At 60.0% G+C, this 12,562-nt stretch carries 11 protein-coding genes; 7 read left to right on the forward strand and 4 right to left on the reverse strand.

The window, feature by feature from the left end; all coding sequences use genetic code 11:
* Positions 1–237: 237 nt before the first annotated feature.
* Both K0B93_RS09870 and dauA read right to left on the reverse strand, forming a co-directional pair.
* Positions 238–2,187, reverse strand: a complete 1,950-nt coding sequence (locus tag K0B93_RS09870; protein WP_219868080.1) for a CASTOR/POLLUX-related putative ion channel — start codon at positions 2,185–2,187, stop codon at positions 238–240.
* 77 nt (positions 2,188–2,264) lie between these two features.
* Complete coding sequence (dauA, locus tag K0B93_RS09875; RefSeq protein WP_219867049.1) at positions 2,265–3,989, reverse strand: C4-dicarboxylic acid transporter DauA; 1,725 nt, start codon at positions 3,987–3,989, stop codon at positions 2,265–2,267.
* Between the two features lie 130 nt (positions 3,990–4,119).
* Between dauA and K0B93_RS09880 the strand changes: the two genes are divergently transcribed.
* Entirely contained in the window at positions 4,120–5,100 is a 981-nt protein-coding gene (locus K0B93_RS09880) for a ChaN family lipoprotein (RefSeq protein ID WP_228743340.1), read from the forward strand.
* Here the strand turns inward: K0B93_RS09880 and K0B93_RS09885 are convergent.
* Positions 5,069–5,596 (reverse strand): macro domain-containing protein, encoded by a 528-nt coding sequence (locus tag K0B93_RS09885; RefSeq protein WP_324124628.1) that lies wholly within the window; start codon positions 5,594–5,596, stop codon positions 5,069–5,071. The genes K0B93_RS09880 and K0B93_RS09885 overlap by 32 nt on opposite strands.
* A 104-nt stretch (positions 5,597–5,700) precedes the next feature.
* Between K0B93_RS09885 and K0B93_RS09890 the strand changes: the two genes are divergently transcribed.
* Complete coding sequence (locus K0B93_RS09890) at positions 5,701–6,411, forward strand: SIMPL domain-containing protein (protein WP_219867051.1); 711 nt, start codon at positions 5,701–5,703, stop codon at positions 6,409–6,411.
* A 9-nt stretch (positions 6,412–6,420) separates the two neighbouring features.
* Here the strand turns inward: K0B93_RS09890 and K0B93_RS09895 are convergent, their stop codons facing one another.
* Positions 6,421–7,488, reverse strand: coding sequence for a beta-N-acetylglucosaminidase domain-containing protein (locus K0B93_RS09895; protein WP_219867052.1), 1,068 nt, complete (start codon positions 7,486–7,488; stop codon positions 6,421–6,423).
* A gap of 151 nt (positions 7,489–7,639) precedes the next feature.
* Between K0B93_RS09895 and K0B93_RS09900 the strand changes: the two genes are divergently transcribed.
* The 5 genes from K0B93_RS09900 (at position 7,640) to K0B93_RS09920 (ending at position 12,413) form a co-directional block, all read left to right on the forward strand.
* Complete coding sequence (locus K0B93_RS09900; protein WP_219867053.1) at positions 7,640–8,740, forward strand: acyltransferase family protein; 1,101 nt, start codon at positions 7,640–7,642, stop codon at positions 8,738–8,740.
* 55 nt (positions 8,741–8,795) lie between these two features.
* Positions 8,796–9,254 carry an ATPase gene (locus tag K0B93_RS09905; RefSeq protein ID WP_219867054.1) on the forward strand — a complete coding sequence of 153 codons (459 nt, stop codon included), beginning with the start codon at positions 8,796–8,798 and terminating at the stop codon, positions 9,252–9,254.
* Positions 9,255–9,397: 143 nt separating this feature from the next.
* On the forward strand, positions 9,398–10,474 hold the full coding sequence (locus K0B93_RS09910) for a TRAP transporter substrate-binding protein (protein ID WP_219867055.1): 1,077 nt from the start codon (positions 9,398–9,400) through the stop codon (positions 10,472–10,474).
* Between the two features lie 101 nt (positions 10,475–10,575).
* Positions 10,576–11,121, forward strand: coding sequence for a TRAP transporter small permease subunit (locus K0B93_RS09915; protein WP_219867056.1), 546 nt, complete (start codon positions 10,576–10,578; stop codon positions 11,119–11,121).
* A complete protein-coding gene (locus K0B93_RS09920; RefSeq protein ID WP_219867057.1) occupies positions 11,118–12,413 on the forward strand; it encodes a TRAP transporter large permease in 1,296 nt (431 codons plus the stop codon). The genes K0B93_RS09915 and K0B93_RS09920 overlap by 4 nt, the downstream gene beginning before the upstream one ends.
* The last annotated feature ends 149 nt before the right edge of the window (positions 12,414–12,562 follow it).

Genomic DNA, 12,562 nt, shown 5'->3' on the forward strand with positions numbered 1-12,562 from the left:
GGTCTCAATCCTTTCTACGTTGGTTTTCTAAGTAGGTGCGGAGAAGCTTACAGCAACGTCCGAAGCCAACAGCCTGCTTATTTTTTGAGCATGGCGCTGACATTGAGGGTTACTTTAGTGCTTTAAAATTTATAATTGAAATTTATATAATCTATTTTCAGCATTTTTTGCATGAATACTGGTAAGCACCCGGCAGACACCCGCCTGAACCGGACCACGAGCACATTGGCAGGGTATCTAGAGGGTGTTACAGAGAACCACCAGCCGGTCGCCGGACTGAATATCGAGGTATTGCTTGCGCGGGGGGTTAAGCATCAGATGGCGCCCCTTGTCATCGGGACGGGACCGAAACACGCCCAGAGCGATCTCGCCCTCATTGGCGAGAATCTTTTCAAGTAACTGGAAGTCGACGCTGGCCGGTAACGGGTAATTATCGGGATCCCGGAACTGGATTTCGGCACCGCCCACCGTGAACAACTCATCCAGCACCACCCTCAGTTCCCGTCGCAAAGCAACCTGGGCCAACACGTGACTGAGAATCATCGGGCTGATCAGCATTTCACCCTGATGGTCATACAACAGATGCCGGTTATCCGGGTCGCTCAATTCCATGATCAGCTGCGGCCGCTTTGGGCTTTCGGCCAGGATCTCCTCCAGTTGCAGATAGCCGACCATGGCCCGGGCATCGGCCTCCTCACCCGATGCGAGACGGTCACTGCTGAGCAGGATCACGGTGTCGTAGCCTGAAGGCATCAGACGCCGGAGCTCGCCTTCGACCATATAATCCGCCTCAAGATGGTGACAGCGAACCCGGGGAAATTCCCCCACATAACGGAGGATTGCCTGCTCACGCTCCCGGGCAGGGACGACCGAGACCAGGTCCACCTGGAAGTCCAGATTTCCGTAGCTGGCAAACTCGGCCACCAGGCTGGGCACCCGGCGATTCCAGCCCAACACCAGGACACGTTGGTCCCTGACTGTCTCAACCCGACCACTCGGTCGGGCCTCCTTGAGGCTGACAACCGGCAGGGCGGGCAATTTCGGGTTCGGATCGGTTTCCGAATAATCCCGGGCCATCATGATGACCCGGTCCTCGGCGTCGATACGGGTATCCGAGGGGGCGACGAGCCGAACGTCCCAGTCGGTGCCGCGCCGTCGCAGCAACCCGAGGACAATGACGCCCGGCCGAGCCGCCGCCAGCTCACCCAGGGACAGGCCCGCCACCGACTCTCCGCCCCGGACGTAGATTTCGTTATCGGCGCCCGCCGTGAGCAGCTCGTTGTAGATCTCGGACAGACCGGGGTGCAGGATGTTCTGCACCATCAACCGGCTGATGGTGGCGTCCCCGGCAACCACCTCGACAGCACCGGGGTACGCGCGCTCAATAACCGCGTGCTTGCGAACGTCCTGGATTTCCGCGACCACAAACGGAAGGGGGGAGTGAAAATGTCGGGCCTGGGCCGCAATCGACAGCAGTGCCTTCACGGTTTCAACGTCCGACGTCACCAGACTGCCCGCCTCGTGGGTGGCGCTGGGCACAATCACCGCGGCCGCATCCAGACAGGCGACCCGGTGCAGGGCATCGGGCTGGATAGCGGATCCGGAGCGCAGGATGACCTGCCGCGCCCGGCGACCAATGCCCGGCTCACTGCGTAATTCATGCACCTGTTGTGCGGAAGCGTCCTCCGACAACACCACCAGGTTCAGTTTCTGGGTGTCGTGTTTCTCGAGAAACCGCCGCATCCGGCCGGACGAACCGAGTAGCTCGGACAGCAACGGTAAGGTCTGGCTGGTCCAGCCCAGTACCACAACGTGATTTTTCAGGGTGACCGGCGTCAGTCCCCGTTCCAGGTCGGCCATCTTGGCAATCAACCAGCGTGTCAGAATCGCCACCAGGGTACCCATGAACACCACGTAGCCGCTGACCGTAAGCATGGTGGAGACAAACCGCTGCCAGGTCCCGACGTCGTCCCCTAGATAACCGGGGTCGGTGAGCCTGAGAAACGCCCACCAGATTGCCGATCCCACGTTTTCGAACGACGCTCCCAAGGGCACTACGAGCAGCCCGCCAATCAGCGAAATCAGCGCGATGAAAGCCGCCACCACAAGCAGCTGGAACCCGGCGCCCTTCACCAGTTGGCGCTCGACGACGAACTTTATTCGGTCAACAATCCGGAAAGGGAGCATGGGCATCCTGTCTCAAAGCGGTATCGATACCGCCAGCATAGCCGATAATCAACTGATTTCCTGAATATTTCCTGAAATCACCGCCGCCCGACCGAGGCCAGCGCCTTGTCGAGCGACGGGCAGAACCGGCTAACCCCGTCAATGGGCTTTACACCCGCCCGAGCCAGCGCCCTCAATGGCTGGTACTGCAGATCGGCGAGCACCACTTCCGTGCCATCACGCTGACAGGTGCTGATCAGTTTGTTCATCGCCGACAGGCCACCGGCATCCAGGACCGTGACGCCGTCCATGTAGAGAATGAAGCCCCTCGCTTCCTGCGACAGCGACGCCAGCTCCCCGAAAACCCGGTCTGCAGCGGCAAAGAACAACGGCCCGTTGATCTTGAACACCCGCCAGCCTTCGGGCAGACCGGCGCCGCCAATCCGCTTGCTGTTAGTGATATCGGTGACCCGGGTCATTTGCGCCATCTCGCGCATGAACAGTACCGCAGCCAACAGGACACCGGTGGTTATGGCGATGACCATATCCAGGATTACCGTCAGCGAAAAACAGGTCAGAAACACCAGAATATCGCTGCGGGGCGCCGTTTTCAGAAGGTGGACCGCCTTGGGAGCCTCACTCATGTTCCACGCCACAATCACCAGCAGTGCCGCCATGGCCGGCATCGGCAGGTAGGCCAGAACACCGGCCAGGGATATCAGCGCCAGCAGAATCACCAGGGAGTGGACCACGGCGGACACCGGGGACTCTGCCCCGGCGCGGTAGTTTGCTGCCGAGCGGGCGATTGCCGCAGTGGCGGTAATACCACCGAAGAACGGAGTGACCAGGTTGCCGATGCCCTGCCCCATGAGTTCGCTGTTGGCACTGTGGCGCCGGCCCGTCATGCCATCAAGCACCACCGCGCACAACAAGGATTCGATGGCTCCCAGCATCGCTATGGCAAATGCGGATGGCAGCAGCTCCCGGACCATCGACCAGGAGAGGCCAAGCGGCTCCCCCCCGGCATCCGGTCGCTGCCAGGGCCAGGCCAGTTCCGGCAGAACCGGCGGGATACCCGCACCGACCGAGCCGTCCGGCAACAGGAAACTGAACCGGGAACCGATCGTGTCGATGGATGCACCCCCGGCGTTGAGCAAGAGCGCCAGCAGGCTACCAACCACCACCGCCGGAAGGTGCGCCGGGATCGGCGTGTTCAGGCGGGGCCAGAGCAGCATCACCGCCAGCGTGGTGCCGGCAACCAGCGTACTCATGGCATCCAGCGCCGGCAGCGCCTGCGCCAATGCCGACAGCTTGTCCCAGTAGGGTTCCGGCAGGCCGGCCAGTGGCAAACCAAAAAAATCGGGCACCTGAAGGGTGGCAATAACCACGGCAATGCCACCGGTAAATCCGAGGGTCACTGACTCCGGGATGTATTCAATGAACCGACCCAGTCGCATCAGGGCCATGATGATCAGCAGGACCCCCGACATCAGCGTGGCCAGCAACAGGCCACCCAGGCCGTATTGCTGAGCAACGGGATACAGGATCACCACAAAGGCGGCGGTGGGTCCGGAAATGCTGAAGCGACTGCCACCGGTCAGGGCAATGACACAACCCGCGACAATCGCGGTGTAAAGGCCATACTGCGGTGCAACGCCGCTGGCGATCGCCAGGGCCATGGCCAGGGGGATTGCGATGATGCCGACGGTCAGGCCCGCCAGCACATCCCTCAGCAATCTCCGGCCGCTGTACCGTTCGTCCAGGCAGGCCTCGCGAAACGCATGGGCAAAACGAAGGGAGAACAGATGAGCGCGGTGGGACATGAGCGGATCGCCTGGGATAAACCCGGGATTCTACCCTATATTGCGGGTGAGGTTACGAGATCGGCCGGGCTGGGCACAATCCACAACCAAACGCTCGGACTTTTCGTATACTGCTGGCATGAATTTACAAATGCCCACCCTGTTATTGATCGCACTACTCAGCCTTGGTGGTTGCTCGACCATGACGACAACACTGGAACCACCTGACACCCAGTACGACACCCGCATCGTTGAGGCCACGACCGGCCGGGTTCTGGATGTGGCAGCGCTGGCCCGACAGGTATCTGCAGCCGATGTCGTTGTGGTGGGCGAATATCATGGTCATCACGGCTCGCATCTTCTCCAGTCTCGGCTTCAGGCCGCACTTTACCGTCAGCGTCCGGATCAGGTGCTGACCATGGAGCAGTTCGAACTGGACCACCAAGCGGAACTGGACGGCTACCTGAGCGGGCAGATTGGCGAAACCGAGCTGATTGAAGACACCGCCGCCTGGGATAACTACCGGGCGTCTTACCGGCCACTGGTGGAATTTGCGCGAACTCGGGCCATTCCCGTGATCGCCGCCAATGCGCCGGCCGACATCGTGCGCTGTGTCGGGCGCAAAGGGGCGGGCTACCTCGACACCCTGGCCGAGGAACGTCGCAGCCGGTTACCCCGGGATCCCTTTATCGACACGCCCGCCTACCAGGCGAAATTTGTGGCGGCCATTGCCGGCAGCCACGGGGCCGGCGATCCGACCATGAGCAAACGCATGCAGAATACCTACCGGGCCCAGCTCCTGCGGGACAACACCATGGCCGTGAGCATCCTGGAGGCTCGTGAAGCCTTTCCGGACCATCAGATTCTCCATGTCACCGGCACTTTCCACAGCGAAGAACGACTGGGTACTGTCGCGGTGCTGGAGCAGCGCGCACCGGAACTCTCCGTTGCCGTAATCTCCCCCGTGTTCTGGCCCGACAATCAGACGACTCCGGCGGTCGAGGAATACCGCCAACGCGGTGACTTCCTGTATTTTATTCAGCCGCTGCCGGTGGAGTTTCGCGATCCTGAACGCGAACGGGCAGCCATGACCGCCCGCTTCAGCCAGTCGGGCTCAACCCGCTGCGACTGAGCGCCGTCCGGAACACCCTGTGGTCCGAATCACTGAACAGCACAAGACGGATAAGCCGGACGGAATTGAGCGTGGGCGCCAACCGGGCGATTGCCTCGAAGGCGACCACGGCCGCCTTGTCCACCGGATAGCCAAACACGCCCGTGGAGATTGCAGGAAACGCCACCGAGCGCAGTTGGTGCTGTTCTGCAAGCATGAGTGCGTTGCGATAACAATCTCCCAGAAGCTGATCAGACGGCTCGTCCACACCGTACACTGGACCCAGGCAGTGGATAACATACCGGTTTGGCAGCCTGTGCCCGGAGCTGATCACGGCCTGACCAGGCGAGATCGGGGCCAGTGCCTGGCATTCCTCAGCAAGCCCCGGGCCGGCAGCACTGTGAATGGCACCGGCAACGCCACTGCCCGGCAGCAAGCGGGCGTTGGCTGCATTGACCACGGCATCCATGTCCGGCTGCGACGCTATGTTGCCCTGCACAAGTTCAACCTTTACCACGGCCACCCCCCTTTTCGCCTCTGTCACAAGGCGCTAACCTTGACCCTGATTCAAGGATAGCAGCACTCCCCGGCCGCTGGGTCTCGCAACACAAGGAAACCGCCATGAAAGTTCTCGTCGCCCTCATCATCGGCATCAGCATCATCCTGTCCGCATCACTGATTGCCGACGGGCTGACCGATCTGCGCACCGGTGACCGTTACGTCACCGTGAAAGGCGTGGCCGAGCGGGAAGTGGACGCGGACCTGGCCCTATGGCCAATTCGCTTTGTCGCCACCGGCAACACCTTGGCCGAGGCTCAGGACCTTGCCCGAAAGAGCCGGGAAGCCATCATGGCGTTCCTGAAGCTCCAGGCCATCGAGGAAACCAAGGTCGAACTCCAGCGCCTGGATGTCACCGATACCCGGGCCAACCCTTACCAGGGCAACAACGGCGAGCATAAGTTCATCATCAATCAGACATTGATGGTGCGCGCCAACGAGATCGCAAAAATCCAGCGCGCAGCCCAAGGCGTGAGCGAGCTGGTGGATTCCGGGGTGGTGCTGTCGTCAGACTTTGGCCCGGCCGGCCCCACCTACCTGTTCAACGGCCTGAATGACATCAAACCGGACATGATCGCCGAGGCCACAGCCTCAGCACGGGAAGCGGCGGCACAGTTTGCCAAGGACGCCGATGCTGAACTGGGGGGATTGCGCCGGGCCAATCAGGGTGTGTTCCAGATTCTCGCCCGGGATCAGGCCCCGGGCGTCATGGAAGGACAGCAGCCGGTCAAGACGGTTCGGGTGGTTTCCACGGTCGAATACTACCTCCAGTGAGGGTCCGGCCTACTGGGTGGCCACCATCTCATCGGTAACTTGGAATTCCCCCATCAGCCAGCGCAGGATTTCATTGGCCGCCGGATGGTCGAAAGCGTCGTAGGTTCGCAACAGACTTTGGCGCTTTTCATCCCCGATTCGACCCAGCCCCCCATCCTGCAACACCAGCAGGTCGGTGTGGATCTGCTCCGCCAGCTCCCGCCCCAGCATTTCACGGGCTGCGTGACGAAAGGCCTGACCGTACTGGTACTCGGGCCCCAGCCGGTAGGATTCAGCCAGTGTGATGGCCGGAATGGCCGTCAGTGTCGGTTGCAACGCCGGATTGATTCCGTGGCCGGTAAGGTGGGCCGCATTCGCCGCCGGTCTCCCGGTAAAGCCACGCAGATGCAGGTGCTGGGACATCCGATCGCCATCATTTACTGGGTAGTTGTCCCACAACACCGGTTTGCGCCCCAGCAAATTCCCGATCCGCTTCAGATGTCCCGGCGAGATCTCCCTCGAGCAGACCTCCTCCCCGGTCCAGAAAATATTCACAGAATGATCGAGCTTGCGCCCCAGGGTCACCAGGTAATCGGACGGCCGCTCTCCGAAGACCCGGTCCAGCACCGGATCGTCCGAATAGTAGCTGGGGCAGATGCTGATCTGGCCAGCCGAGGTTCGCTCCCGGACCCAGTGCACGATATCGGCCTGGGTCTGGGCCAGATCTGGCGCGCCGGAGCGCATGTCGTCAAACAGGATCGCCAGCTCATCGATGCCGATGCGGTCCAGCCAGCTAAGTTTGGCCGCCAGGGCTTCCCGGGCCTGTTCGTTAAAGTTGTTGAAGATTTCGAACGGGCTCAAGCCGATGCCGAATCGCACTCCTTCGGACCGGCAAAAACGACCGAACTCGGCCAACTCGGCCGCAAGTGCCGGCGGATGCGGTTCCTGCCAGCGACGCCGTAGGAAGGCATCGGCCTTGGGCGCATACAGATAGAACCTGTAGCCGTGGGGAGCCAGTGAGCGTACCAGCTGACGGCGCTCCTGCCAGTTCCACAGGGGGCCGTAAAAGCCTTCAATCACGCCGAGTGGGGTAGTCATGACAGCAACTCCTTGCGTTGTCCCGGAGCCGGAGTCCCGGCCCGGCATCTATTAACACATCGTATAGGCGCCGCAAGCAAATGGTAGTTCCAAACCGTATTGCCGCCCGGCAAAGCAGGCTATTATAGCTTCATCCAACGGGAAGCGATTCATGGCCTCATCACCCAGCCGACTAGCCAGCCTTGATGCCCTGCGCGGCCTCGCCGCTCTGGCCGTGGTGCTGTTTCATTACCTGCCATACTACGACAAGCTCTATGGCCACGGGTTTGAACTGCCCGAGGCCGCCACAGCCACTCTGCTCTTCGGCCGTTATGGAGTCCACCTGTTCTTTATTCTGAGCGGCTTTGTGATCTTCATGACCCTGGAGCGCACCAGCAAAGCCAGCTGGTTCGGGCTGGCCCGCGCCTTCCGTTTGCTGCCTGCACTCTGGGCCGCCATTGTCCTTACCTTTTTGTCCGTGCATTGGCTCGGTCCCGAGAGCCGGGCGGTCCCACTCGAAGTTGCCCTTCTGAACACCACCCTGCTGCACGAATACTTCGGCAAGGCCCACGTCGATGGCGCCTACTGGAGCCTGGTGGTGGAAGTCACCTTCTACAGCTGGATGGCGCTCCTGTTCTTTGGCTTGCGCCGTTGGCAGCACCTCCGGCTCGCGCTGGCCGCCTGGGTGATTGTCTCCTATGCCGGGGCGTTGTGGTGGAAACAGATACCACCGGAGCTGGAGTTTCTCGTCAAGGACCTGTTGTTTGTCAAGTATGCGCCCCTGTTCGTCGCCGGCATGCTGATTTACCGTCGGCACCGCTACGGAGGCGGATCGGCGTTCGACAACACCCTTCTGGCCCTGAGTATCGGCCACGGCCTGGTTGCCTATAAACTGCCTTACAGCCTGTTCGTGCTGGGTTGCTTTGCGGTGTTCGCCCTGGCGGTGGCCGGGCGCATGAACTGGCTGTCGAATCGCCCTATGCTCTGGCTGGGCAGCCTGTCCTACAGCCTCTACCTGGTGCACCAGAACATCGGCTACGGGGTGATCGGCTGGAGCTACGAGGCCGGCCTGCCCGGCTGGCTGGGCGTGATACTGGCACTGACAACTGCTCTGGCCCTGGCCAGCGCCATCCACTATTCGGTGGAAAAGCCGTCACTCGCCAGATTCCGGACGTGGCGACGCAAGGCCGAAGCGGTTTACCTGCCGGTTTCGCCCTCCCGGTTTAACGGCACCGTGCCGCTGTCACCCCGACGCGACCCGGCAGATTCTTGACTAGACTGAAAGACAAATCATCAGGAAACGACAAACCCGGCCCAAGGAGTTTGCCATGGAAATCAAAACCTTCGAGGATCTCATCGACTGGACCCGCCAGCTTCACGCCTACCTGGCCGAGTGCCTGCACGAATCGGCCGCCCTGAATACCAATGAGAGGGCCAGTGCGCTGCTCGATTACGTCAGCAGCCACGAAGCCAAGCTGGAGCAGGCCGTCGCCGAGTTTGAAAAACAGGCGGACGCCAAGGCGATGAAAACCCGACTGTACGACTATGCCAGTCACAAGCCGATCAAATCCCATCGCACTTGCGATACCCACTATGCAGATCTGGATTTTGACGGCATCGAACGGGAAATATTTGATTTCCACGACCAGGTCATGGACCTTTACGACGCTCTGATCGGCAAGGCGGAGATACCCGAGGCCAAAACCTTGCTGGAAGATCTCAAGGCGCTCGAAGAACATGAGGCGATGCGGCTCGCGCGCCAGATAGGCCGGATGGATGATGTTTAGCAGGCCCTACGACCTACGTCGTAGTGACCGGGTTTTTCATTCCGTTTCCTAACGATAATTGTTAACTTGAACTACCGTTAAGAGTTGTCCCTTCCCAAAGGAAGGCGCTCTAAATACAAAAATGATAAGAGGATAGAAGAGCAATGAAGATCCGTTCTGTTCTTTCCGCGGCTGTGCTGGCTGTGGCAACTACCTTTGCCGCCTCACAGGCATTCGCACAGGAAACGTTTACTCTCCGTCTCGCAGAAACCTGGGGCCCAAATTTCCCGATCTTTGGTGACGCCACCAAGAACATGGCGGCCATGGCCGAGAAGATGTCCGATGGCCGCCTGCGCATCCGCATCGATTCCGCCAACAAGCACAAGGCACCGTTCGGTGTGTTCGACATGGTCAAAGCCGGCCAGTACGACATGGGCCACTCCGCCTCTTACTACTGGAAAGGCAAGGTACCGAACACCCTGTTCTTTACCAGCATGCCCTTCGGCATGACGGCACTGGAGCAATACGCCTGGTTCTACTACGGCGACGGCATGGACCTGATGCAGGAAGTGTATGAACCGCACAACCTGATGTCCTTCCCGGGCGGCAACACCGGCATCCAGATGGGCGGCTGGTTCCGCAAGGAAATCAAGTCGGTCGACGACCTTCAGGGCCTGAAGATGCGGATTCCCGGCTTCGCTGGCGAGGTTTTCGCCGAGGTCGGTGTCAGCCCCACCAACATCGCCCCGGGCGAGCTGTACACCGCGCTTGAGCGTAACACCATCGATGCGGCTGAGTGGGTAGGTCCGGCTCTGGATCTGCGTCTGGGTTTCCAGCAGATTGCTGACTACTACTACACCGGCTGGCACGAGCCGGCGACCGAGCTGCAGTTCCTGGTCAACAAGAAGGTCTGGGAAAAACTGCCCGCCGACCTGCAGGAAATCCTGCGCATCTCCATGCGTACCGCGGCCTATGACATGCTGATCGAATCCCAGCACGAAAACGCCAAGGCCTGGGCCAGCATCAAGCAAGAGCATCCGGACGTGCAGATCAAGACTTTCCCGAAGGAAGTTTTCCATGCCATGTATGAGGCCAACCAGAAGCTTCTGAACGAAGCCGCTGCAGGTGATGAACTCGCCAGCAAGATCGTTGAGTCTCAGGAAGACTACCTGGAGATGAGCCGCGCTTACACGGACATTTCCGAGCGCGCTTACCTCAACACAATGGCCGAAGTCGAGTAAGATAACGGCCAGTACTGAGCCGGGATCGCTCTCTGAGGGGTCCCGGTTTTGTCGTTTATAGCAGCTGAAAAAGCGCCAACCCGCTTGGCGGAGGATTATCAATGCGGTGGATTATCAAACTGGACGAGGGCCTGACCCGGTTGTCCAACCTCTGTGGCTGGATCGCCTGTATCGCAATGATACTGATGGCAGCCAACGTATTTTACGACGTGGTTTCCCGCTACGCATTCAACGAAGTATCGATTGGCATGCAGGAAATGGAATGGCATCTATATTCCATCGTCTTTCTATTTGGTATCCCTTACGCATTGCGCACGGACGGTCATGTTCGGGTCGACGTCTTCTACACCAACTGGAACAACACGGCGAAAGCCTGGGTCAATATGGTGGGCGCTGTGATCTTTGTCATCCCGTTTGCCTACCTGATCGGGACCTACGGCTACAGTTTCGCGCTGGATTCCTACAACATGGGTGAAGGCAGCGGCGATCCCGGCGGCCTGCCCCATCGCTATCTCATCAAGTCGATCATCCCCATCACCGCGTTCTTTATCGCAACCAGCGGCATTGGCATGATCACTTACGCTATCCGCGTCCTGTCGGGCGAGAAAAGCTACTCAAGCGAGCACAGCGCAGGAGGTCTGGCATGATCGGTATGATTATGTTCGGCGTCGCGATGCTGATGCTGATGCTGGGTTTTCCGGTGGCGTTCACCTTCGGCGGTGTCGCGCTGTTTTTCGGCATCTACTCCGAAGGCATGGATTTGTTCGCATTCATGCCGTTCCGCATCATGAGTGTGATGCAGAATACCGTGCTGATGGCGGTGCCCCTGTTCATTTTCATGGGGGTTGTCCTGCAGCGCACCCGGCTGGCTGAGCAGCTGCTCACCTCCATGGGGCGCCTCTTTGGCGGCTTGCCCGGCGGGCTTGCCATCTCCACCATTCTGGTGGGCGCCCTGCTTGCCGCGTCCACCGGTGTGGTGGGGGCCAGTGTGGTGGCCATGGGCCTGATCTCTCTGCCGGTCATGCTGGCGCACAAGTATGACAAGCGCCTGAGCACCGGCACCATCTGCGCGTCCGGTACCCTGGGCCAGATCGTGCCTCCGTCAATCATCCTGATCATCCTTGGTGATGTCATCGGTCTGCCCGTGGGCGACCTGTTCAAGGCCGCGGTGTGGCCGGGCGTGGTATTGGTTAGCCTTTATATCATCTACATCCTGATCATGACCCGCCTGAAACCGGAGACCGCACCCGCCATGCCGGCCGACCCGACCCGCTCCCGCAAACAGGAGGTCGTGTCCGCACTGCTGGCGATCGTTCCGCCGCTGACATTGATCATTGTAGTGCTGGGCTCCATCTTCAGCGGTATTGCCACCCCGACCGAGTCCTCCGCGCTTGGCGGCGTCGGCGCCGTTGTTCTGGCCATCATCTATCGGCAGTTCTCGTTCCAGATGATCTGGGACAGCTCCAAGGACACCGTGAAGGTCACCGCCATGGTGTTTGCCATCCTGATCGGTGCGACCGCCTTCTCCATGGTGTTCAGTTACACCGGTGGCGACTACCTGCTGGAGGACTGGCTACATGCCCTGCCGGGCAACGAGTGGGGCTTCATCATTCTGTCGATGCTGGTCATCCTGATCCTGGGCTTCTTCATCGACTTCGTGGAGATTTCCTTCATCATCGTGCCAATCCTGGCGCCGGTAGCCGAAGCCATGGGCATCAACATGCTGTGGTTCGCCATCCTGATCGCCATGAACCTGCAGACCAGCTTCCTGACCCCCCCCTTCGGGTTCTCGCTGTTCTACCTGAAAGGGGTGGCGCCGCCGGAGGTGAAAACCATCGATATATACCGCGGCATCATCCCATTCATCCTGATCCAGATACTGGTACTGGCGATGATTGTGATCTTCCCCGAGTGGTTCGGGATGAGCGCCACTTACTGACCTCCGAAAACCGGGCCCCTGAGCCCGGTTTTTTCTCCCTCTTCGTGAAAAACCGGCCTTCTTTGCGCGGTTCCCCCCGGAATTTCCCCCGAACCTGACAAACTCTGAACGTTTCCTATACTGAGAACAGCACCGGCGATTCTCAGATC

It is taken from the genome of Marinobacter sp. F4218 (assembly GCF_019443085.1).
Classification (GTDB): Bacteria; Pseudomonadota; Gammaproteobacteria; order Pseudomonadales; family Oleiphilaceae; genus Marinobacter; species Marinobacter albus.

Coding starts and splice junctions, on each gene's coding strand:
- K0B93_RS09870 (WP_219868080.1), bottom strand. CDS start 2,187: ATGCTCCCTTTCCGGATTGTTGACCGAATAAAGTTCGTCGTCGAGCGC.
- dauA (WP_219867049.1), bottom strand. CDS start 3,989: ATGTCCCACCGCGCTCATCTGTTCTCCCTTCGTTTTGCCCATGCGTTT.
- K0B93_RS09880 (WP_228743340.1), top strand. CDS start 4,120: ATGCCCACCCTGTTATTGATCGCACTACTCAGCCTTGGTGGTTGCTCG.
- K0B93_RS09890 (WP_219867051.1), top strand. CDS start 5,701: ATGAAAGTTCTCGTCGCCCTCATCATCGGCATCAGCATCATCCTGTCC.
- K0B93_RS09895 (WP_219867052.1), bottom strand. CDS start 7,488: ATGACTACCCCACTCGGCGTGATTGAAGGCTTTTACGGCCCCCTGTGG.
- K0B93_RS09900 (WP_219867053.1), top strand. CDS start 7,640: ATGGCCTCATCACCCAGCCGACTAGCCAGCCTTGATGCCCTGCGCGGC.
- K0B93_RS09905 (WP_219867054.1), top strand. CDS start 8,796: ATGGAAATCAAAACCTTCGAGGATCTCATCGACTGGACCCGCCAGCTT.
- K0B93_RS09910 (WP_219867055.1), top strand. CDS start 9,398: ATGAAGATCCGTTCTGTTCTTTCCGCGGCTGTGCTGGCTGTGGCAACT.
- K0B93_RS09915 (WP_219867056.1), top strand. CDS start 10,576: ATGCGGTGGATTATCAAACTGGACGAGGGCCTGACCCGGTTGTCCAAC.
- K0B93_RS09920 (WP_219867057.1), top strand. CDS start 11,118: ATGATCGGTATGATTATGTTCGGCGTCGCGATGCTGATGCTGATGCTG.